At 63.2% G+C, this 19,372-nt stretch carries 20 protein-coding genes, 1 tRNA gene and 1 pseudogene; 10 read left to right on the forward strand and 12 right to left on the reverse strand.

From position 1 onward, the window contains the following. Positions 1-267, forward strand: a pseudogene (locus ABID44_RS12250) (recombinase family protein); the annotation flags it as partial. Here the strand turns inward: ABID44_RS12250 and ABID44_RS12255 are convergent. Further along, positions 238-314: transfer RNA gene (locus ABID44_RS12255), tRNA-Arg, on the reverse strand. The pseudogene ABID44_RS12250 and the gene ABID44_RS12255 sit on opposite strands and share 30 nt — an antisense overlap. 150 nt (positions 315-464) lie before the next feature. After that, positions 465-1,943, reverse strand: coding sequence for a sensor histidine kinase (locus tag ABID44_RS12260; RefSeq protein ID WP_354152001.1), 1,479 nt, complete (start codon positions 1,941-1,943; stop codon positions 465-467). Positions 1,944-2,207: 264 nt separating this feature from the next. Here ABID44_RS12260 and rpmH point away from each other — a divergent pair, with 264 nt between their 5' ends. The 7 genes from rpmH to ABID44_RS12295 all read left to right on the forward strand — a co-directional run bounded on the left by rpmH (position 2,208) and on the right by ABID44_RS12295 (position 7,085). Further along, positions 2,208-2,342 (forward strand): 50S ribosomal protein L34, encoded by a 135-nt coding sequence (rpmH, locus tag ABID44_RS12265; protein ID WP_035029411.1) that lies wholly within the window; start codon positions 2,208-2,210, stop codon positions 2,340-2,342. Positions 2,343-2,356: 14 nt separating this feature from the next. Further along, positions 2,357-2,710 (forward strand): ribonuclease P protein component, encoded by a 354-nt coding sequence (gene rnpA, locus ABID44_RS12270; RefSeq protein WP_354152002.1) that lies wholly within the window; start codon positions 2,357-2,359, stop codon positions 2,708-2,710. An 8-nt stretch (positions 2,711-2,718) separates the two neighbouring features. After that, positions 2,719-4,527 (forward strand): membrane protein insertase YidC, encoded by a 1,809-nt coding sequence (gene yidC, locus ABID44_RS12275; RefSeq protein WP_354152003.1) that lies wholly within the window; start codon positions 2,719-2,721, stop codon positions 4,525-4,527. Between the two features lie 162 nt (positions 4,528-4,689). Further along, a complete protein-coding gene (locus tag ABID44_RS12280; protein WP_354152004.1) occupies positions 4,690-5,124 on the forward strand; it encodes a Fur family transcriptional regulator in 435 nt (144 codons plus the stop codon). A gap of 444 nt (positions 5,125-5,568) precedes the next feature. Then, positions 5,569-5,763, forward strand: a complete 195-nt coding sequence (locus ABID44_RS12285; protein ID WP_354152005.1) for a hypothetical protein — start codon at positions 5,569-5,571, stop codon at positions 5,761-5,763. 508 nt (positions 5,764-6,271) lie between these two features. Then, positions 6,272-6,469 carry a hypothetical protein gene (locus ABID44_RS12290; protein WP_354152119.1) on the forward strand — a complete coding sequence of 66 codons (198 nt, stop codon included), beginning with the start codon at positions 6,272-6,274 and terminating at the stop codon, positions 6,467-6,469. Continuing rightward, entirely contained in the window at positions 6,462-7,085 is a 624-nt protein-coding gene (locus tag ABID44_RS12295; protein ID WP_354152110.1) for a TetR family transcriptional regulator, read from the forward strand. Before ABID44_RS12290 ends, ABID44_RS12295 begins: the two co-directional genes overlap by 8 nt. Here the strand turns inward: ABID44_RS12295 and ABID44_RS12300 are convergent. From ABID44_RS12300 to ABID44_RS12340, 9 genes are all read right to left on the reverse strand, one after another. After that, positions 7,061-7,468 carry a YbaN family protein gene (locus tag ABID44_RS12300; protein ID WP_354152006.1) on the reverse strand — a complete coding sequence of 136 codons (408 nt, stop codon included), beginning with the start codon at positions 7,466-7,468 and terminating at the stop codon, positions 7,061-7,063. The two genes, ABID44_RS12295 and ABID44_RS12300, sit on opposite strands and share 25 nt — an antisense overlap. A 362-nt stretch (positions 7,469-7,830) precedes the next feature. Further along, on the reverse strand, positions 7,831-9,063 hold the full coding sequence (locus ABID44_RS12305; RefSeq protein WP_354152007.1) for a phenylacetate--CoA ligase family protein: 1,233 nt from the start codon (positions 9,061-9,063) through the stop codon (positions 7,831-7,833). Positions 9,064-9,113: 50 nt separating this feature from the next. Continuing rightward, on the reverse strand, positions 9,114-9,965 hold the full coding sequence (locus ABID44_RS12310; protein WP_354152008.1) for an ABC transporter ATP-binding protein: 852 nt from the start codon (positions 9,963-9,965) through the stop codon (positions 9,114-9,116). Positions 9,966-10,030: 65 nt separating this feature from the next. Beyond that, positions 10,031-11,359: an ABC transporter substrate-binding protein gene (locus ABID44_RS12315; protein WP_354152009.1), complete on the reverse strand. Its 1,329-nt coding sequence runs from the start codon at positions 11,357-11,359 to the stop codon at positions 10,031-10,033. Between the two features lie 42 nt (positions 11,360-11,401). Beyond that, positions 11,402-12,478 carry a branched-chain amino acid ABC transporter permease gene (locus ABID44_RS12320; RefSeq protein WP_354152010.1) on the reverse strand — a complete coding sequence of 359 codons (1,077 nt, stop codon included), beginning with the start codon at positions 12,476-12,478 and terminating at the stop codon, positions 11,402-11,404. 4 nt (positions 12,479-12,482) lie between these two features. Then, positions 12,483-13,457: a branched-chain amino acid ABC transporter permease gene (locus ABID44_RS12325; RefSeq protein ID WP_354152011.1), complete on the reverse strand. Its 975-nt coding sequence runs from the start codon at positions 13,455-13,457 to the stop codon at positions 12,483-12,485. A 42-nt stretch (positions 13,458-13,499) separates the two neighbouring features. After that, positions 13,500-14,291, reverse strand: a complete 792-nt coding sequence (locus ABID44_RS12330; protein WP_354152012.1) for an ABC transporter ATP-binding protein — start codon at positions 14,289-14,291, stop codon at positions 13,500-13,502. Continuing rightward, positions 14,288-16,237 carry an AMP-binding protein gene (locus tag ABID44_RS12335; RefSeq protein ID WP_354152013.1) on the reverse strand — a complete coding sequence of 650 codons (1,950 nt, stop codon included), beginning with the start codon at positions 16,235-16,237 and terminating at the stop codon, positions 14,288-14,290. The genes ABID44_RS12330 and ABID44_RS12335 overlap by 4 nt, the downstream gene beginning before the upstream one ends. Before the next feature lie 218 nt (positions 16,238-16,455). Further along, positions 16,456-17,130: a Crp/Fnr family transcriptional regulator gene (locus tag ABID44_RS12340; RefSeq protein ID WP_354152014.1), complete on the reverse strand. Its 675-nt coding sequence runs from the start codon at positions 17,128-17,130 to the stop codon at positions 16,456-16,458. Positions 17,131-17,280: 150 nt separating this feature from the next. Between ABID44_RS12340 and ABID44_RS12345 the strand changes: the two genes are divergently transcribed. After that, complete coding sequence (locus ABID44_RS12345; protein WP_378226379.1) at positions 17,281-17,562, forward strand: DUF2218 domain-containing protein; 282 nt, start codon at positions 17,281-17,283, stop codon at positions 17,560-17,562. A gap of 113 nt (positions 17,563-17,675) precedes the next feature. After that, the gene (argB, locus tag ABID44_RS12350) at positions 17,676-18,569 is read left to right on the forward strand and encodes an acetylglutamate kinase (RefSeq protein ID WP_354152016.1); all 894 of its coding nucleotides are present in this window, start codon (positions 17,676-17,678) and stop codon (positions 18,567-18,569) included. 27 nt (positions 18,570-18,596) lie between these two features. Here argB and ABID44_RS12355 read toward each other — a convergent pair whose 3' ends face one another. After that, a complete protein-coding gene (locus ABID44_RS12355; protein WP_354152017.1) occupies positions 18,597-19,364 on the reverse strand; it encodes a GGDEF domain-containing protein in 768 nt (255 codons plus the stop codon). Positions 19,365-19,372: the final 8 nt, after the last annotated feature.

A 19,372-nucleotide genomic window follows, 5' to 3' on the forward strand; every position in this document is an offset into this window, starting at 1 on the left:
GGCAATCAGGGCGTCAGCCCCGATATGCTCAAGGGCTTCGCCCGCAAAGCCCGCGAACGGATACGACTCGATGATGGCGGCTACCGACGCGACCACCTGCGCGCGCTGGCGCAACGTGTCGAGGTCGCCGACGACGAGGTTCGTATCATGGGATCGAAGTCAGAATTGCTGCGAACGCTGGTCGCCGCTTCTAGCGTAGAAACGGCGGCGTTCGGCGTTCATAGTTCTGTACTGAAATGGCGCGCCCGAAAGGATTCGAACCTCTGACCCCCAGATTCGTAGTCTGGTGCTCTATCCAGCTGAGCTACGGGCGCGCGTCAGGTCGATTCAATCGACCCTGCCAGCGTCCGGCTTCTGGTGCCGGCCGCGAACGTGCCGCTTCACTAGCGACTGATTTTGCGAAATGCAAGCCGGCATTTGAAGTTTTCTCAATCTTGCTCCCAGAACGTCGGGCCCAGCCGGTTTCAGCCATGCCTGCGCAAGCCGTCCAACGCCTGCCCGAAGGGCAGCGGACGATCCGCTATCGTTACGGCGAAAGTGGTGTTGCCGCTCTCGCTGCCGACAAGCTCCAAGGTTCCGCCATGGGCGCGCACCAGTTCCTGCGCGATGGCCAGGCCAAGCCCGGTGCCACCCTGCCGCGCCGCGCCGCGGAAGGCCGAGAACAGGTTTTCGCGCGCTCTGGGCGGCAGGCCGGGGCCTGTGTCGTTGACGACGATGCGGCATACGCTCCCCTGCCGCTCCGCCGAAACGGTCAGCCGGCGTACGCTGGCCCTGTCCGTTTCTGACGCCATCGCCTGCACCGCATTCCGGACCAGGTTGGTCAGCACGCGGAAGAGCTGATCCGGGTCGGCGTCGATCTCGAAATCCGGCGGCACGGCGTTGACGAATTCGACGCCGCTGTCCGCACCGACGATATCGCGCAGGTCCTCGACCAGTGAATGAAGCCTCACCAGCCGGCGCGCCGGCGTCGGCTCCTGGGTGCGACCGTAGGCCAGCACACCCTCCGAATAGGAGACGGCGCGATCCAGCGCCCGAAGCAGCCGGGGCGCGAAGGACTGTACGGTCGGGTCCTTCGACGTGGAGAGCCGATCCGAAATGAGCTGGGCGGAAGCCAGCATGTTGCGCATGTCGTGATTGATCTTGGAAACGGCCAGACCAAGATCGGCGAGATGGCGGCGTTCCGCCAGCATCTTCTGCAATCTTTCCTGCATGTGGGACAGTTCGCGTTCGGCAAAGCCGATCTCGTCGGCGCGCGCGGCCGGGCTGATGATGCGGGTCGGATCTTCCGGCGCCTGCGAGAAGGACAGCATGGAATGGGCAAGCCTGCGCATTGGCCGCACCATGATGCGGTCCATGGCCGCATAAACCAGCATGGCCGCGAAGATCGAGATGAGCAGCGACAGCAGCGCGACGTTTCTGGCATAGGTCAGCATGGCCGCGCGCAGGGCGTTGTCGGGCATTATGAGCTCGAATTCGCGCCCGTCCTCTCCGGCCGGCCCATAAACACGCAGCATCCTGTCGCCGCCATTGAGCAGCGTGTCGAGCGCGCCAAAAATCTCGCCGAACATGCCCACATTGGCCATGTCGATGTGCTTGTCCACTTCCGGAGGCATGTCGGCCACCACCAACAGGCGCGAGACGCCGCCATCGGTCATGGCGATCGCCCTGGCCCCGATGGCCATGAGGACGTCGTCCTGCGCCTCGCGCGACAGCGCGGCGGGGTCGCCCTGCACCAGCACGATGGACACCGCGGCGGCCGTCGTCAGCCGGTCGCGCAACCAGCTTATGCGGTAACTGGCGACCGAAGGCAGAAAAATGAACGTCTCGGCAAGAAGCACAAAAATGATGGTGAGCAGCAGGAGCTTGGTGGAAAGACCGCGCGCAAGGGGGACCGCAGCCGCCGCGGGCTCCTGAAAATCCTCCTGCCGCACCTTTTCCGTCATGCTTTCCTGGCGATGATAGTCTTTTGCGTGTACGGGCAGGATAGAGGAAAAGACTCTTTCTGTCTGCGCTGACCGGGGCAGGCGAAACCCGCACGCCAATTGACTCCACCGGCCTCAATCCATATAAGCCGCTCACGCTCGGGCCTGCCCTCCCGGCGCGGTTTCGGTCGCGCCACGGGTTTGGCCACGCCACATTGGCCGGGCACAGCTCCTGTCGTATCCATGGCAGAATCAAGAAGGGCCGCACACCGCGGTATTAAATAAATGAAGCGTACCTACCAACCCTCCAAGCTCGTTCGCAAGCGCCGTCACGGCTTTCGTGCGCGCATGGCCACCAATGGCGGCCGCGCCGTCATCGCAGCCCGCCGCAATCGTGGTCGCAAGCGGCTGAGCGCCTGACGGAAACGAGTTCGTTGCCCGACGCCGGCAAGCCTTCGGGACCACAGCCCGGACGGCTTCTCAAACGCGCGGAATTTCTGACCGTGCGGCGTGGTGAAAAACGCCGCGGACGGCTTTTCCTCGTTGAAGTGCTCGATCGCGGCGACGACAAGGCGCCGCGCGTCGGCTATACAGTCACCAGGAAAGTCGGCAACGCGGTTGTGCGCAATCGCGTCAGGCGGCGGCTGAAAGAAGCCGTGCGCACCCATGCCGCACATGACATGACGCCCGGCAACGATTATGTGATCGTCGGACGCCATGATGTGCTCGGCGCCACATTCGACCAGCTCAAGGTCGAGCTTTCCCGGCGGATCCGCGGATCACGATAGGGTTCAGGATGGAAAACAATCGCAATTTCTTCATAACCATTGCGCTGTCGGTGCTGATCCTGTTGGTCTGGCAGGTCTTCTACATGAACCCCCGCATCGAGGCGCAGCGCGAAGCCGCCCGCGTCGAGCAGGCGCGCCAGGAACAGACGCAGCAAAGCAACGAGCTTCCGGCGCCCGGCCAGACCGCACCTGGACAGGCCGCCATACCCGGGTCGGCCGGACCTGACGGCGTCGCCGTCCCGGCAAGCCGCGCGCAGGCGTTGGCGGGAACGCCGCGTGTGAAGATCGACACGCCGAGCGTCGAGGGCTCGATCAACCTCATCGGCGGGCGGCTCGACGACCTCCGGCTCAAGGACTATCACGAGACAGTCGACAATAATTCACCCGAGATCGAACTGCTCAACCCCGCGGCCTTGCCCAACGGCTATTACGCCGAGATCGGGTTCGTCGGCAGCGAGGCGACGGGCACGGTGCCGGGCCCGCAGACCGAATGGAAGGTCGATGGCGATGCGACGCTGACCCCGGCCACTCCGGTCACGCTCACCTACACCAACGAGAAGGGCGTCACCTTCCGGCGCACCTATTCGCTTGACCAACACTACATGTTCACCGTGTCCGACACGGTGGAAAATGGCGGGGCGGGCGACATCACCCTGTTCAGCTACGGCCGCGTCACGCGCTTCGACAAGCCGACGACGGCCTCGATCTACGTTCTGCATGAAGGCCTGATCGGCGTCACCGGCGAGGAAGGATTGCAGGAGCACAAATACTCCGCGATGGAGGACGACAAGCAGTACACGCCCGGCAAATCCAGCGACGGCTGGCTGGGCATCACCGACAAGTACTGGGCGGTGGCGCTTGTGCCGACCGCCAAACAGCCTTTCCAGCCGCGTTTCGCCTATTTCGAGGACGGTCGCCCCCGCTATCAGGCGGATTTCCTCAGCGACGCCATTCCGGTCACCGCCGGCCAGTCGGCCACGGTCGAATCGCTGGTCTTCGCTGGCGCCAAGGAAGTTGAAACCATCACCACCTACGAGAAGGAGCGCAGCATCCGCCGCTTCGATCTGCTCATCGACTGGGGATGGTTCCACTTCATCACCAAGCCGATGTTCTGGCTGATCGACACGCTCTACAAGATGCTCGGCAATTTTGGCCTGGCGATCCTCGCCACCACCGTCGTCGTCAAGCTTATCTTCTTCCCTCTGGCCAACAAGTCCTACGCCTCGATGGCCAACATGAAGAAGGTACAGCCGAAGATGATGGAAATCCGCGAGAAATACGCGGACGACCGGATGAAGCAGCAGCAGGCCATGATGGAGCTCTACAAGACCGAAAAGATCAATCCGATCGCCGGCTGCTGGCCGGTTCTGATCCAGATTCCGGTCTTCTTCGCGCTCTACAAGGTGCTCTACATCACCATCGAGATGCGGCATGCGCCGTTCTTCGGCTGGGTTCACGATCTGGCGGCGCCCGATCCGACCTCGCTGTTCAACCTCTTCGGCATGTTGCCCTACGACGTGCCGGCCATGCTTCATATCGGCATCTGGCCGCTCCTGATGGGCGTGACCATGTTCCTGCAGATGCGTATGAATCCGGCCCCGCCGGACCCGACGCAGGCCATGATCTTCAACTGGATGCCCGTCATCTTCACCTTCATGATGGCCGGCTTCCCAGCAGGTCTGGTCATCTACTGGGCCTGGAACAACCTGCTCTCGATCCTCCAGCAAGCGGTGATCATGAAGCGCCAGGGCGTGAAGATCGAGTTGTGGGACAATCTTGCGGGACTGTTCCGAAAGAAACCCAAGCCGGCGGAATAGCGCGCCAGGGAAAATGCATCCGGAAAGGCCCCTCAAAAGGGGCCTTTCTCTTTGGGGCATCTCACCCCGTTGAACCTCCCGTCACTGGAAACGACTCCATTTCCGGGTTAGGGCTATGACGAGCGCCGCAAGGCCAGAGTGAGGGCAGCGCGAAGAGCGGACATGAAATTCAGCAAGGACATCGCTACCCTGTGCAAAGAGCACGGGCTTCGCCTGACCGAACCGCGCAAGGTCATCATGCAGGTGCTGGCCGACTCGTCGGATCATCCGGACGCGGTGGAGCTCCATCGGCGCGTGAGCGAAATCAGCCCGGGGGTCGCGATCGCCACCATCTATCGCACGCTGGCGCTGCTGGAAGAAAAAGGCGTTCTGGAAAAGCATACTTTCGGGGATGGCCGCGCGCGCTTCGAAAGCGCCGATCAGGAACATCACGATCACTTCATCAACATCGAGACCGGCGACGTGATCGAATTCCGCTCCGATGAGATCGAGCGCCTGCAGGAAGAAATCGCTCGCCAGCACGGTTTCGATATCGTCAGCCACAAGCTGGAAATCTACGTGAGGCCCGCGAAAAAGGGCCGCAGGCGCGCCGGCTAGGGCTCTGCGCGTCCATCCCGCCGCACAAGAACGTCCGGACGCCTTGATTGTGCGTCGGGGCCACCCGGCCTCGCCTGTTCGCTCCAACGCTCTCACCCAGCGCCGGTTCCAGCCGAGGCTCGGCTCAAGTCGATGGCGATGCCGGAATCAGTCTCTCATGCAGGGGCGCCTGTGATGTGCAAACGGCAAGCGAGGTTTGCGACAGAACCAAGCCCGCACTTCGATAGCATTTTGCTGTCAGGGAAATCTCCTGGCCTCGCATAAATACGACAAGCAGAACGGCAGACGGGGCGTGTGCGGAAGGCTGACGCAGGTTCGGCCTGTCTTTCTTGTCGCACCTGGGAAAAGAGCGCTTGCACGCGAGCAACGTTACAGTTTAGAATCATTCTAAATTTGGATTTAAAGGCTCAACTTTAAATCCGCATCTGCAAGAAGGAAAATGAGATGTCCCAGTCAGTTTCGTGCAACAGCTGCGCCTACTACGAAGATCATATCGCCAACAGCACCAAGGTTGCAGAGCATGCAGGCCTGTGCCGCTTCAACCCGCCTGTCACCCAGCCGGACCCGAACGCGCGAGGACTGTGGCCCGTGGTGACGGCCAGCGACTGGTGCGGACACTTCTCCGACGCCCGCAACTGACCGGATCAGGACAGATCTTTTTGAAACGGCGCTTCGGCGCCGTTTTCTATTTTTGAGGGGACGGAAGAAAAAAGGCCGGACCAAAAGGTCCGGCCAAGCATGGAAAGTTGAAACCTTCCAGAGGGGAACGCATCGGGCGCAATGGGAGGAGAACGCCCGACACGCAGCCCAGATAAGGCTCCGGCATTCGAGGTTCAAGCCTTGTCTACTAATTTTGTAGAATAATTTGCGATCGCACCGGCTTTGTTCACATGACGCAACGTCAATCCTTCCATTTCTCCCTCACCGGAGCAATGAGCCCCATCCAAAAGCGCAACCAGCGATTCAGCGTCCGGTTTGAAAATCAGGATCGTCCGAAAAGCGGATGCAACCTCGGTATGACGCCCCCTCTCAAAGTCATGACTTGACCTTGCCACCCCTCCCCCCGGATGATTGTCGACCCGCCATGAAGGGAGCCGCGACTTTGGCGTGAGACATGCAAGGCCGGAGGGAACCGGGACATTACCTCATGTCGGTTTGCCCGCATGCCTGCATGCCCGGTCCGGTCCTGCAGGCGGCGTTGGAAAAGATCGACCTGCAGCAGCCGTTGCCGCAACGGCTGCTGTATAAGAACTACGATCCAGAGACAGAAAAGGAGGCAGCGCATAGCCACCCCGACTGGAAAACCCGGACGGCCACCGCGAATCTCGCACAAGACCATCGCTGAGGCCGCTCTCGAAGTCGGCTTTCACAAGCTGACCATGGTCGCGGTCGCCGAAAGGCTCGGCGTCGACCACTCTTCGCTCTATCGGCATGTGCGCAAGCGAAGCGACCTTCTTCTGGCCGCAGCGGACCTTGCCATACTGCGCCTCGAATGGCGCGACGGCGCAACGCACTGGCGCCCCTATGTGGAAACGCTGGCCGTCGCAGTCTGGTCCCTGTACCAGCGATATCCGGGTCTGGCGGATGCGATGCGCAGCCTGGACACGACGCCACCCTCGGCGATCCGTGGCTTTGCCGAGGCGACGGCACAATTGCAGGCTCTCGGATTCTCGCAACCCGATGCGGTTCTGGTGCTCGACTCCATCATGGACATGACCGTCGATTCCGCTTCGAGCTGGCGGCGAATGGCGCGGATGGACCGCGCCGGCGCCGCGCTGGCGCGAGCCGGGGACGAGGGACCCGAAGACAGTTCGTCGCTTGCGTCCCGGATACAGGCGATAACGAAAGTGCTTTCAGAGGACCCGGAGCAGTGGTGGCGGCGCAAACTCGCCCTCCTGCTCGACGGCGCAGAGCTCCTGCTCAATCGAACGTCCGCTCAGGACGGGCGCGAAAACACGTAGACCACACCCACAAGCATCAGCGCTGCGACCGACACCATCAGCAGCGGCCCCGGATCGCTGCCCAGCCAGAACAGCAGGAAGCCGAGGCTGCTGCCCGCCAGCGACATCATCTTGGCCTTGCGGGGGATGGCGCCGCGCAAGCGCCATTCGCGCAATGTAGGCCCGAAGCGCGGGTGATCCAGGAGCCAGAGCTCCAGCCGGCGCGACGATTTGGCGAAGCAGGCGGCGGCAAGGATAAGGAACGGCGTTGTCGGCAGCACCGGAAGGAAAGCACCTACAAAACCCAGCGCCACGAAGAAGAACCCGAGCGCGAGGAACAGCCCCCGCACAGGCGCGGAGACCGGCGGCGACGCTTTGCTCAGCTTCTCGTCCGGCAAGGTCATACCGCCCTCGCCCCATGTAAGCAGGTACGCGCAGCGACGGCGTGGGCAGCAGCGGGTGATGGCATTTGTCGCGTCCTGCGTTCGGCCTGGAGCATTTCCGTTTCCCTGAACCGCGAAAACGCTCCTTTTCTTCGACTTCAGGCAATCCCGGGCGCAAAACCGCTCCGCACTTTTTCTGAAATCGCCCTTCCCACCGCCACGCCTGCACAGGGGCGCAGCAAGATGATCAGTCTGTTCGGGCCGAACATCCGACAGGAACGAACATCAATCAAGTGGACAAATCAGCTCAAGATTGAGCCTGAGCCATCGCTTGCTCTATGCAAGCCCAGACGAGGCCGGATTCCGCCCTTCCCGGCAAGCGTTCAGCTCGCAGGTCGCTCGTCGGCGATGACCTTGCCGTCATTCGGCAGGCTGTGCGGCGAAACGATCTCCACCCTGCCTTTCATCTTGGTCGAGGCCTGCAACGCCTGTTCCAGAGCGCCCGAAAGATCGCTGTCAGGCGAGACCGCTTCCGCTTTCAACACCATCTGGTCCTGTTCTCCGGCGCGCGTCACCACCAAGCGCAGCCGGCCGAGTTCGGGAAATTTTTTCGCGATCGCCGCGATCTGGGCTGGATCGACGAACATGCCCTTGACCTTGGTGCGCTGATCGGCGCGTCCCATCCAGCCGGCCAGCCGCTGGTTGGTGCGCCCGCACGGGCTCCGCCCCGCCACGATACGCGACAGGTCGCCGGTGCCGAAGCGCAACAGCGGATATTCGGCGCTGAGACGCGTCACCACCACCTCGCCGACCTCGCCCTCGGGCACAGCCTGATCAGCGCCGGGGCGCACGATTTCCACGATCAGGCCTTCATTGACCACCAGTCCCGAACGCGCCGGCGTCTCAAAGGCGATGACCCCGAGTTCGGCGCTGGCGTAGGCCTGATAGGCATCGACGCCCCGCGCCGCCACCTCCTGTTGCAGAGACGGCGGAAAGGCCGCACCTGAAACCAAGGCGCGCTTTATGGGATTGTCGATGCCGGCCCCGGACAGCCTGTCCAGCAGGATTTTCAGGAAATCCGGCGTGCCGAGATAGCCCGACGGGCGGAGCGCCGCGATCGCCTCGATCTGCTGCTCGGTGTTGCCGACGCCGGCCGGGATGACCGCGCAGCCCAGCGCATGCGCGCCCGATTCCATGATGTATCCGCCCGGCGTCAGATGATAGCTGAAGGCGTTGTGGACGATGTCGTGCTCGCGCATGCCCGCCGCGAACAGGGCGCGCGCCGAGCCCCACCAGTCCTTGCCGTGGCCTTCCGGGTCGAAGATGGGTCCGGGCGAAACCAGCAACCGCTTCATCTTGCCTGCCGCAACCGAGGTGAGACCGGCGAAGGGCGGCGCCTTGGCCTGCAAGGCGACGAGATCGCCCTTGCGGATCACCGGCACCTGTTGCAGGGCGGCGCGATCCGCAAGCGCATCGATGGAAACGCCGTCAAGTTGCCGCTTCAGGGCCGGCGTCGTCTCCGCCGCGCCGGCAAGCAGGGCGCGCAGCGTCTCGAACAGGGCTTTCTCCCGGATTTCGGGAGCCCGGATTTCCTCGGCATCGAAATGTGCAGGCATGGATGACATCGCTTCCGTAGAGGGGTTTCGTCCGGGATGGCGGGCGGCTCTCAGCTCAGCCAGCGCTTGCGGCGCTTGTAGCTCTTCACGTTGCGGAACGATTTACGGCCTTCCCCGCCAATGCCGAGGTAGAATTCCTTGACGTCCTCATTGTCGCGCAGCGCCTCGGCGGCGCCGTCCATGACGATGCGCCCGGTCTCGAGGATGTAGCCATAGGTGGCGTATTTCAGCGCCATGTTGGTGTTCTGCTCCGCCACCAGGAAGGACACGCCCTGCCTTGTGTTGAGGTCCCTGACGATCTCGAATATCTCGTCGACCACCTGTGGGGCGAGACCCATGGAGGGCTCGTCGAGCAGGATCATCTTGGGCCGGCTCATCATGGCGCGACCTATGGCGCACATCTGCTGCTCGCCGCCGGAGGTGTAGCCGGCCATCGCTGTCCGCCGCTGTTTCAGGCGCGGGAAATAGGTGTAGATCATCTCCAGATCGTCGCGGATGGCGGCGCGGCCGTCGCGGCGGGTGAAGGCCCCTGTCAGAAGGTTCTCCTCGATGCTGAGATGGCCGAAGCAATGGCGGCCCTCCATCACCTGAATGCAGCCGCGCCGCACCAGTTCGTGGGGGCTGAGGCGGTCGACGCGCGCTGCGTCGAACTCGATCGAGCCCTTGGTGACCTCACCGCGCTCGGAATGGAGCAGGTTGGATATCGCCTTCAGCGTGGTGGTCTTGCCGGCCCCGTTGGCCCCGAGGATGGCGACGATGCCGCCCTGCGGCACGGTCAGCGACACTCCCTTGAGCACGAGGATGACGTGATCGTAGATCACCTCGATATTGTTGACCGACAGGATCGGCCGCGCCGGTTCAGGCGCGTGCAACGCGTGATCGGTGGAAGCAGGGTCAGACATCAAGCGAGCTCCGGATTGTGGTCCCTCCCCCGCGAACGGGAGAGGGAAGCTTGCAATGGAGAACCTTACGGTGCGTCACAAGCCTCGGCGCGCTCCGGCCAGGGCGCGTTCTTCTCCGCATAGGCCCTGGCGTCTTCCTCAAGCAGAGGCCCGACCTTGTCGCTCATCGGCGTGATGTAGTCGGAAATCTTCTCGAAGGCGGCCCCGTTCCAGCTCTGCACGAAGGTCGCGAAGTGGCCGTTATGATCGGCGCAGGTGAGCTTGACCGGCAAGGTGAAGCCTTCCAGCCCGATCTCCTTCAGCCGCGCCTCGTCAATATCGAGATTCTCCAGACCGCGCCGCACATCCTCGCCGGTCACCGCCTTGTTGCCGGTGAGTTCCTGCGCGGTGCGGATCGCCTCGGCGATCAGCATGGAGTTGTAAACGCCGCGATTGTAGAGGACCTGGCCGACCTTCGACTTGTCCGACACCTGGCTCTTGCCGGCGTCGACGACATGTTTCCTGATGTCCTCGATCAGCGGGAAATCGTCGCCGGCAGCGTGCCAGTTGAGGGTCTTGAAGCCCTTGGCCCCCTCACCGCCGCCACGCGCGTCATCCTCGCCCGGCCACCAGATCGAGATGAACTTCTCCATCGGGAAGTTGGTCTTCACGGCCTCCTTGACGGCGGTGGAATTCAGCGCGCCCCAGCCGAACAGGATCATGTAGTCGGGCCGGTCGCGGCGCACGCTCAGCCATTGCGAGGACTGGTTCTGCATGTCGGCGGCGGCCACCGGGTAGAGCTTGGCCTCGAAGCCCAGTTCCTTTGAAAGCTGTTCGATCAGCGGCAGCGGTTCGCGTCCGAAACTGGCGTCGAGATAGATATAGCCGATCTTCTTGCCTTGCAGCTTCTCGATGCCGCCGCCTTCCTGTTCGGCGATATATTTCAGGATCTGGGTGAAACCGTCCCAATAGGTGGCCGGCGGGTTGAATATCCACGGGAAGATGTCGCCGCGGGCCGAGGCCGAGAGACCATAGGCCATGGACAGCACCGGAATCTTGTCGACCGCAGCTTTTGGAATCAGCGGCAGGGTGATGCCGGTGGACCACGGATTGACCATCACCGGCTTCTTCGGCTTCACCGCCTCGTAGCATTCAAGGCCCTTCTTGGTGTCGTAGCCTGTCTCGCACTCCTCGATCACCAGCTTGACGCCGCCGATGCCGCCATCGCGCTCGTTGAGCATGGTGAGATAGTCATGCATGCCGTCCGCAATGGGCGCGCCCGAGCCGGCGAACGGGCCGGTCCGATACGTGAACAGGGGCACATAGATGGACTCCTCGGCCTGTGCCGTGGTCATGGCCGGAATGGCCAGCATCGACGCGGCCGAAAGCGCATATACCAGTTTTCTAAGCAACATTTCGTTCTCCTCCAGTTTCCATTCCCACCGCGCGAGCCGCCCTCAATAGGGGAACGGCCACACGCGAAGCTTCTGTTTCGTGATTTGCCAAAGCCGGGCCAGACCGTGCGGCTCTACGATGAGGAAGAAGATTATGAGCGCCCCGACGATCAGATAGGTCAGATGCTCCACCGTGGCCGCCGCGACCGGCAGCCCCAGAGATTCCGGCAGGGCGCGGATGAAGATGGGCAGGATATGGATCAGCGCCGCGCCCATGAAGCTGCCGACCAGCGACCCCAGCCCGCCGATGATGACCATGAACAGCAGCAGGAAGGACAGTTTGATGTCGAAAGCCGACGGTTCGGCCGCGCCCAGCCACAGGAACACCATCAGCGCGCCCGCGACGCCGCAATAGAAGGACGAGACGGCGAAGGCGAGCAGCTTGGCCGGCAGCAGGCGGATGCCCATGAGCTGCGCGGCGATGTCCATGTCGCGCACCGCCATCCATGTCCGCCCGATACGGCCATGGACGATGTTGGAGGCGATCAGCGTCATCACGACGACGACGCCCAGCACCACGTAATAGCGGTTGACCGGGGTAGCCATCGGCCCGGTGATGGCGATGCCGAACAGGGTTCGGCCGGGCACCTCGATGGCGCCGGAGGGATTGTAGTTGTAGAGCCAGGCCACGCGCACGAAGCACCACTGCAGGAAGAACTGCGCAGCAAGCGTGGCGACAGCCAGATAGAAGCCCTTGATGCGCAGCGAGGGCAGGCCGAAGACCACGCCGATGCCGGCCGCGAAGAAGCCCGAGCACAGGATCCACACCAAAATGTTGACCTGCGGAAAGAGCGTCGAGAGCTTGTAGGCGGCATAGGCGCCAACCCCCATGAACCCGGCGGTGCCGAGCGACAGAAGCCCGGTATAACCGACGAGGATGTTCAGTCCGATCGCTCCCAGCGACAGGATCAGGAACGGGATCATCACCGAGGCTAGCAGGAACTCGCTGCCGAACAGCGGGATGGCGACGAAGGCGATGGCCATTATGACGGCGAGGCCGTAGCGATCCTGGAGGATCGGAAAGACCGCGGAGTCAGCGGCGTAGCTTTGTTTGAACTGGCCGGTTTCACGATAGAACATCGTCTCAGATCCGCTCGATTATCTTGTCGCCGAACAGGCCCTGCGGCCGGTAGAGCAGGAACAGCAGGGCGATCACATAGGCGAGCCAGCTCTCGATGCCGCCGCCAAGCAGCGGCCCCCAGTAGAACTCGCCGAGCTTTTCCCCGATGCCGATGATGAGGCCGCCGACGATGGCGCCGGGCACCGAGGTGAAGCCGCCCAGAACCAGCACCGGCAGGGCCTTCAGCGCCACGATCTCCAGCGCGAAGGAGACATCGGAACGTGCGCCCCACATAATGCCCGTCACCAGCGCGACGAGGCCGGCGGCGAACCACACGATCACCCAGATCTGGTTGAGCGAGATGCCGACCGAAAGGGCCGCCTTGTGGCTGTCGGCGACGGCGCGGAGGGCGCGGCCGATGCGCGTCTTCTGAAAGAACAGCGCCAGTCCCACGATCATCAGCGAGGCGATGACGGCGGCCGCGATGTCGATCCTCTGGAGGCTGACAAGTCCGCCAAGCATCTCGATGTCGACCGCCCCGCTCGGCAGGAACAGTTCGTTGGCGATCATCTGCTTCGGATCGCCGCCGAATACGATCTCGCCGAAGCCGATCAACACATAGGTAATGCCGAAGGTGGCCATGAACAGGATGATGTCCGGCTGGTTGACCAGCGGGCGCAGCACCACCCGCTCGACCAGCATGGCCAGCACCAGCATGACGCCGGCGGCAAGGAGCAGGGCGAGGAAGGCGGCCACATGCCCCGAAAAGCCCCATGAGGAGAATTTCGCGTAGAAGCCGACCAGCGTGAGCGCGGAAAACACCACCATGATGCCCTGCGCGAAGTTGAAGACGCCGGACGCCTTGAAGATCAGCACGAAGCCCAGCGCGATCAGCGCGTAGAGCACGCCCGAGACCAGCCCCTCCCACAGGGTCTGCACCAGCAGATCGGGCATTTGCGCCATCTGCACGAACGGGTCGATGAAGATGTTGTAGAGCATCGATCCTCCCTGATCGACGTTAGAGCGCCGTATCCTCTTGTTTCAGTGCCCGACGCCCAGATAGGCGTCGATAACCTTCGGATCCGCCTTCACCTCCTCCGGCGTTCCGTCCGCGATCTTGTGTCCGTATTCGAGCACCACCACCCGGTCGGACAGGTCCATGACCACGCCGATGTCGTGCTCGATCAGCGCGATGGTGGTGCCGAAGTGACGGTTGAGATCGAGGATGTAGCGGCACATGTCCTCCTTCTCCTCCATGTTCATGCCGGCCATCGGCTCGTCGAGCAGCAACAGCTCCGGCTCCATAGCCAGCGCCCGGCCCAGCTCCACCCGCTTCTGCAAGCCGTAGGGCAGCTTGCCGACCGCCGTCTTGCGGATCGCCTCGATCTGGAGAAAATCGATGATGTCCTCCACCACGCGCCGGTGCGCGATCTCCTCCTGCATGGCGGGACCGTAGCGCAGCATCTGCCAGAAGAGGCCCCGGCGCATCCTGAGCGTGCGGCCGACCATGATGTTGTCCAGCGTGGTCATGCCGCGAAACAGCGCCACGTTCTGGAAGGTGCGCGCGATTCCCTGGCTCGCCGCCCGATAGGGGCGCATGCGCGAGCGGGTCTGGCCCTTGTAGGTGATCTGGCCCTGCTGGGGATGGTAAAAGCCGTTGACGACGTTGAGCATCGAGGTCTTGCCCGCGCCGTTGGGGCCGATGATGGCGCGGATTTCACCCTTGCGGATGTCGAAGGAGACGTTGGTGATCGCCTTCACGCCGCCGAAGGCGAGCGACACGCCGTCCACCGCGAGCAGGGTTTCGCCCTTGGCTTCGCCAGCGCCGCTCATGCCGCCGCCTCCAGTCCGGCAGCTTCACTGGTCTCGGCGTCGGCGATCTTCACCCGCGCCGAGATCACGCCCTTGCGGCCGTCCTCGAAGGTCACCTCTGTCGAAATGTCGGCTGCTTCCGCGCCGTTGTAGAGCGCGTCGACCAGCGGCTTGTAGCGCTCGGCGATGAAACCGCGCCGCACCTTCTGGGTGCGGGTCATCTCGCCATCGTCGGCGTCGAGCTCCTTGTGCAGGATGAGGAAGCGGCGGATCTGCGCCGCCGCCATGCGCGGCTCCGCCGCCAGCGCCCGGTTCACCTCGGCCACATGCCCGGCGCAGATGGCGTAGACCTCGGGGCGCTGCGCCAGTTCCTGATAGGAAGCGTAGGGAATGTTGTTGCGCTCGGCCCAGTTGCCGACCGCCGTCAGGTCGATATTGAGCATGCAGGTGACGAAGTCGCTGTCCTGCCCGAAAGCCACCACTTCCTTGATGTTGGGATAGAACTTCAGCTTGTTCTCTATATATTTCGGCGCAAACAGCGCGCCCGAGCGCAGCCGGCCGACATCCTTCGCGCGGTCGATGATTGTGAGGTGGCCGTCCTCATCGAAAAACCCGGCGTCGCCCGTGCGCACATAGCCCTCCGGCGTGACGGTCTCGGCAGTGCGCTCCTCGTCCTTGTAGTAGCCGATGAACTGGCCGGGCGAGCGGTAGAGCACCTCGCCCTCCTCGGTGATGCGGATTTCGACATTCGGCGTCGCCGGCCCCACCGTGCCGACCCTGATATGGCCGTCCGGGTGGGCGGTGACATAGAGGAAGGCCTCGGTCTGGCCGTAGAGCTGCTTCAGGTTGATTCCAAGCGAGCGGTAGAAGGAGAACAGGTCGGGCCCGATCGCCTCGCCGGCCGTGTAGGCGACGCGGATGCGCGAGAAGCCGAGCACGTTCTTGAGCGGCGCATAGACGAGCAGATCGCCAATGGCGTAGCCGAGCCGCGCGCTGAGCGGCGCTTTTTCGCCGTCGAGGATCTTCTCGCCCCAGCGGCGCGCCAGCCCGATGAAATATTTGAACATGCGCCGCTTCAGCGCGCCGGCGTCTTCCATGCGGATGGTGACGCGGGTGAGCAGCGCCTCGAACACGCGCGGCGGGGCGAAATAGAAGGTCGGCCCGATTTCCTGAAGGTTCGTCTCCACCGTCTCGCGGCTTTCGGGACAGGCCACGCAGAAACCCGACACCAGCGACTGCGCGTAGTTGAGATAGTGGTCGCCCACCCATGCCAGCGGCAGATAGGCAAGCACCTCGTCGCGGTCGGTCAGCTTGTCGAATTCCACTGTGTCGCGCGCCGCCGCGATGGAGCGGCCGGCCGACAGGAGCACGCCCTTGGAACGGCCAGTGGTGCCGGAGGTGTAGAGAATGATGGAGATGTCGCCGCCATCACCGCGGTCGCGCTCGGCGTCGATAGCGGCCGCGACCGCCAGGTCCGACGCCAGCAGCTCCCGCCCCTTTTCGATGATGTCGGCAACGGCGTGAAGGCGGGTGTGATCGTAGTCGCGCAGGCCACGCGGCTCGTCATAGAGCACGGTGCGCAGCTTCGGCGCCTGGTCCTGTATCGCCAGCAGCTTGTCGACCTGCTCCTGATCCTGCACGACGGCGAAGCCGACCTCGGCATGGCCGAGCACATAGGCCATCTCGTCGGCGACGGCGTCGGCATAGACCGGCACCGGAATGGCCCCCAGCCATTGGGCGGCGAGGATGGTCCAGTACATGGCCGGCCGGTTCTCGCCGATCACGGCGACGGTCGCGCCGCGCTCAAGGCCGAGGTCGCGCAGGCCCGCCGCATAGGCGCGAATGGTTTCGGCCATCTCGCGCCATGTCCATGTGCGCCAAATTCCCAGATCCTTGTGCCGCATCGCGGGGCGGTCAGCCCGCGCGCGAGCGTGCTCGCACAAGAGCTTGGCGAACGTATCGAGCATTGGCATCTCACTCCCTGGTGCCAAAGCGACTCCTCCCGATTTATTTGACACCGGTGTTGATCCCGGCTTGCTGGACGGAGCTTGCAGGGGTGGCCGTCCTTTTTCAACTTCCGCCTTGACAGACAGGAAGGCTTGTTGAATGTATTCTTACGGCGTTGTGTTTGCCCATTGGCAATAAGGCGAATTCGCAGGGCGCCTGCCCCGTCGCCGACGACGGATCATTCGCCGTAGCGGCGCAATCTCTCCAGATCCACGATCGTCACGCCGCCGCCTTCGTTGCGCAGCAATCCGGCTTTTTCCAGCTCTTGCAGGACGCGATTGGCGACGGGCCGCGACACGCCCGCCAGCAGGCCGATCTCCTCCTGGCTGATGTCGATATGCGAGCCCATGAAGGGGCTGATCACCGGATTGAACAGCGACGCGAGGCTGCGCGCCACCTTGCCGGTCGAATCAAGCGTGCGGTCATGCTCGACCTGCGCGATGAACTGCCCGAGCCGTTCATTGATGAGCCGCACCAGCAACCGGTCGAAAGCGACGCTGTTCTCATAGAGCCAGTGGAACGTCGCGCGGTTGAGAAGGGCGACCTGCGTGCGCCTCAGGGCCAGCACGTCATACTGGCGAGGCTCGTCCTTGAGCAGCGAGCCCTCCCCGAACCAGCAGCTCGGCGGCAGGCCGGCATAGGTCACCGCCTTGCCGGAGGTGGTGATGGAACCCAGCCGCAGCAAACCGCTGACCACGCCGATCCAGTTGTCGATGCGGTCGCCGCGATGGATGAGATAGGCGCCCGCCTCGACAGTGCGCAGCGTGATGCCGCGCCGGGCGCGCTCCTGCTCCGCGAGCGGCAATTCCTGCGCCCAGAACACCGACGTCAGCAATTGCTCCTCGCTGATCATGCACGCTCCCGACCGTTACCTGGAAGATGTGCGTATCACGCCCGCACGGCAATAGTTATCTTTATCGAATTCGATTGAAGCCGCCCCGGAAAAGATTACGTACGCATCTATTGGGGAAACCGACTGTTCATGAACGAAGAAAGGCCCTTCATGCCCATATCCAGAGCAACCGTAGCCACCGGGAACGGAAGCCGATATCTGCAACAGCTGTGCAAACACTGGTCCCACCGTTTCGAGGTGGACTTCGACCCGCAGCAGGGGCGCATCAAGTTCGCAGAGGGGGAGGTGATCGAGTTGACCGTCCAACCCGACAAGCTCGACATCCGCATCGAAGCGGACGACGCGGCCCGCCTGCCCGAACTGAACAAGGTCGTGGAAGCCCATATCGCGCGCTTCGCTTTCCGCGAAACGCTCGAATTCAACTGGAGCTGACAGTTCCGCCCGCCGGGCGGCGTGAGACGGTGCGGGCAACCGTTCAGGACATTTGCCCGCGTCCCACTTTCCGGCTAAGACGCGCCGACCTCTCCAGCTACGGGATTTGAGCGATGACGGAACAGGACGCCAGCGCCGAGATGCAGGCGGCGCTTCTCTCCAGAGCGCTGCCTTACATGCAGCGTTACGAGAACAAGACGGTGGTCGTGAAATATGGCGGCCATGCCATGGGCGACACCGAGCTCGGCCGCGCCTTCGCCCGCGACATCGCGCTGCTCAAACAGTCAGGCGTCAATCCCATCGTCGTGCATGGCGGCGGTCCTCAGATCGGTTCGATGCTGGAGCGCATGGGCATCGAATCCAAGTTCGAGGGCGGCCTGCGCGTCACCGATCAGAAGACGGTCGAGATCGTCGAGATGGTGCTAGCCGGCTCCATCAACAAGGAGATCGTCGCGCTCATCAACGCAGAGGGCGAATGGGCCATCGGCCTGTGCGGCAAGGATGGCAACATGGTCTTCGCCCAGAAGGCCCGCAAGACTGTCAAGGACCCGGATTCCAACATCGAGCGCGTTCTGGACCTCGGCTTCGTCGGCGAACCGGTGGAGGTCGACCGCACCCTGCTCGACCTGCTGGCGCGCTCCGAGGTGATCCCGGTCATCGCCCCGGTGGCTCCCGGTCGCGACGGCCACACCTACAATATCAACGCCGACACTTTTGCCGGCGCGATCGCCGGGGCGCTGAACGCCACGCGCCTGCTGTTCCTGACGGATGTCCCGGGCGTGCTCGACAAGGACAAGAAGCTGATCGACGAACTCACGGTGTCGCAGGCGCGCAAGCTCATTGCCGACGGCACCATTTCGGGCGGCATGATCCCGAAGGTCGAGACCTGCATCGAGGCGATCGAGCGCGGCGTGGAAGGGGTCGTCATCCTCAACGGCAAAACCGCGCATTCGGTGCTGCTTGAGCTCTTCACCGAACATGGCGCGGGAACGCTGATCGTTCCCTGAGCATCCATGAAACACGCGAGCGGCCGCTCAGGCCGCCTGCGTGTCCTTCTTGTCGTTGCCGAATATCACCAGATTGCGGCCGCGATTCTTGGCCTCATAGAGCCGCCGGTCGGCGCTGCGCATGAGTTCCGAAACGGTCGCGCCCGGCTCGCATATGGTGCCGCCGATCGAGACCGTCAGCGGCAGGATGCGCTCGTCATCGACCCGAAAACGGATCATCTCCACCTTCTGGCGGATACGCTCGGCGACGCGGAAGGCCTCTTTCTCGTTCGCGCCAACTAGGAACGCCCCGAATTCCTCGCCGCCGATGCGGCCGAGCACATCGCCGGAGCGCACGCCACCGCGCAGCGCGCCGACGATCTGAAGCAAGGCCTCGTCTCCCGCCAGATGGCCGAACCGGTCATTGACCGACTTGAAATGATCGGCGTCGATGATGAGCAGCGCGCCCGAGTCGGTCTTGCGGCGCGAACGCTCCAGCACGCCGAGGAAGCTTTCGCGATTGAGCATTCCCGTCATGTCGTCGTGGCGCGCCTTTTCCGCCAAACGCAGATGGGCGGCGGCAAGCTGCGCATGAGCGCGTGACAGCTCATTATGCGTGGCCCGCAACCTGTCGTTCTGCCAGAACATGTAGCCGCTTGCCGGCCATGCGATGACGAGCGGGCATACGATGCACATGAGCAAGCCCAGCTCTCCGATGGTGGCGTCGAAGAACGGCAGGACCATCATGGCAAGCAGCACGGAGCCCGCCGCCGAGGCGATCGCCACCCAGAACGCCTTGAAGATCACACGCGTCATATCCACCC

The organism is Aquamicrobium ahrensii (genome assembly GCF_040545755.1).
GTDB classification, from domain to species: Bacteria; Pseudomonadota; Alphaproteobacteria; order Rhizobiales; family Rhizobiaceae; genus Mesorhizobium; species Mesorhizobium ahrensii.

Excerpts from the sequence above, each read along its gene's own strand:
- ABID44_RS12320 (WP_354152010.1), bottom strand. The coding sequence starts at position 12,478 with ATGTTCTATCGTGAAACCGGCCAGTTCAAACAAAGCTACGCCGCTGAC.
- argB (WP_354152016.1), top strand. The coding sequence starts at position 17,676 with ATGACGGAACAGGACGCCAGCGCCGAGATGCAGGCGGCGCTTCTCTCC.
- ABID44_RS12315 (WP_354152009.1), bottom strand. The coding sequence starts at position 11,359 with ATGTTGCTTAGAAAACTGGTATATGCGCTTTCGGCCGCGTCGATGCTG.
- ABID44_RS12330 (WP_354152012.1), bottom strand. The coding sequence starts at position 14,291 with ATGAGCGGCGCTGGCGAAGCCAAGGGCGAAACCCTGCTCGCGGTGGAC.
- ABID44_RS12305 (WP_354152007.1), bottom strand. The coding sequence starts at position 9,063 with ATGCCTGCACATTTCGATGCCGAGGAAATCCGGGCTCCCGAAATCCGG.
- ABID44_RS12325 (WP_354152011.1), bottom strand. The coding sequence starts at position 13,457 with ATGCTCTACAACATCTTCATCGACCCGTTCGTGCAGATGGCGCAAATG.
- ABID44_RS12300 (WP_354152006.1), bottom strand. The coding sequence starts at position 7,468 with ATGACCTTGCCGGACGAGAAGCTGAGCAAAGCGTCGCCGCCGGTCTCC.
- ABID44_RS12310 (WP_354152008.1), bottom strand. The coding sequence starts at position 9,965 with ATGTCTGACCCTGCTTCCACCGATCACGCGTTGCACGCGCCTGAACCG.
- ABID44_RS12335 (WP_354152013.1), bottom strand. The coding sequence starts at position 16,237 with ATGCTCGATACGTTCGCCAAGCTCTTGTGCGAGCACGCTCGCGCGCGG.
- ABID44_RS12280 (WP_354152004.1), top strand. The coding sequence starts at position 4,690 with ATGAAATTCAGCAAGGACATCGCTACCCTGTGCAAAGAGCACGGGCTT.
- ABID44_RS12345 (WP_378226379.1), top strand. The coding sequence starts at position 17,281 with ATGCCCATATCCAGAGCAACCGTAGCCACCGGGAACGGAAGCCGATAT.
- rpmH (WP_035029411.1), top strand. The coding sequence starts at position 2,208 with ATGAAGCGTACCTACCAACCCTCCAAGCTCGTTCGCAAGCGCCGTCAC.
- ABID44_RS12285 (WP_354152005.1), top strand. The coding sequence starts at position 5,569 with ATGTCCCAGTCAGTTTCGTGCAACAGCTGCGCCTACTACGAAGATCAT.
- ABID44_RS12355 (WP_354152017.1), bottom strand. The coding sequence starts at position 19,364 with ATGACGCGTGTGATCTTCAAGGCGTTCTGGGTGGCGATCGCCTCGGCG.
- ABID44_RS12260 (WP_354152001.1), bottom strand. The coding sequence starts at position 1,943 with ATGACGGAAAAGGTGCGGCAGGAGGATTTTCAGGAGCCCGCGGCGGCT.
- yidC (WP_354152003.1), top strand. The coding sequence starts at position 2,719 with ATGGAAAACAATCGCAATTTCTTCATAACCATTGCGCTGTCGGTGCTG.
- ABID44_RS12290 (WP_354152119.1), top strand. The coding sequence starts at position 6,272 with ATGTCGGTTTGCCCGCATGCCTGCATGCCCGGTCCGGTCCTGCAGGCG.
- ABID44_RS12340 (WP_354152014.1), bottom strand. The coding sequence starts at position 17,130 with ATGATCAGCGAGGAGCAATTGCTGACGTCGGTGTTCTGGGCGCAGGAA.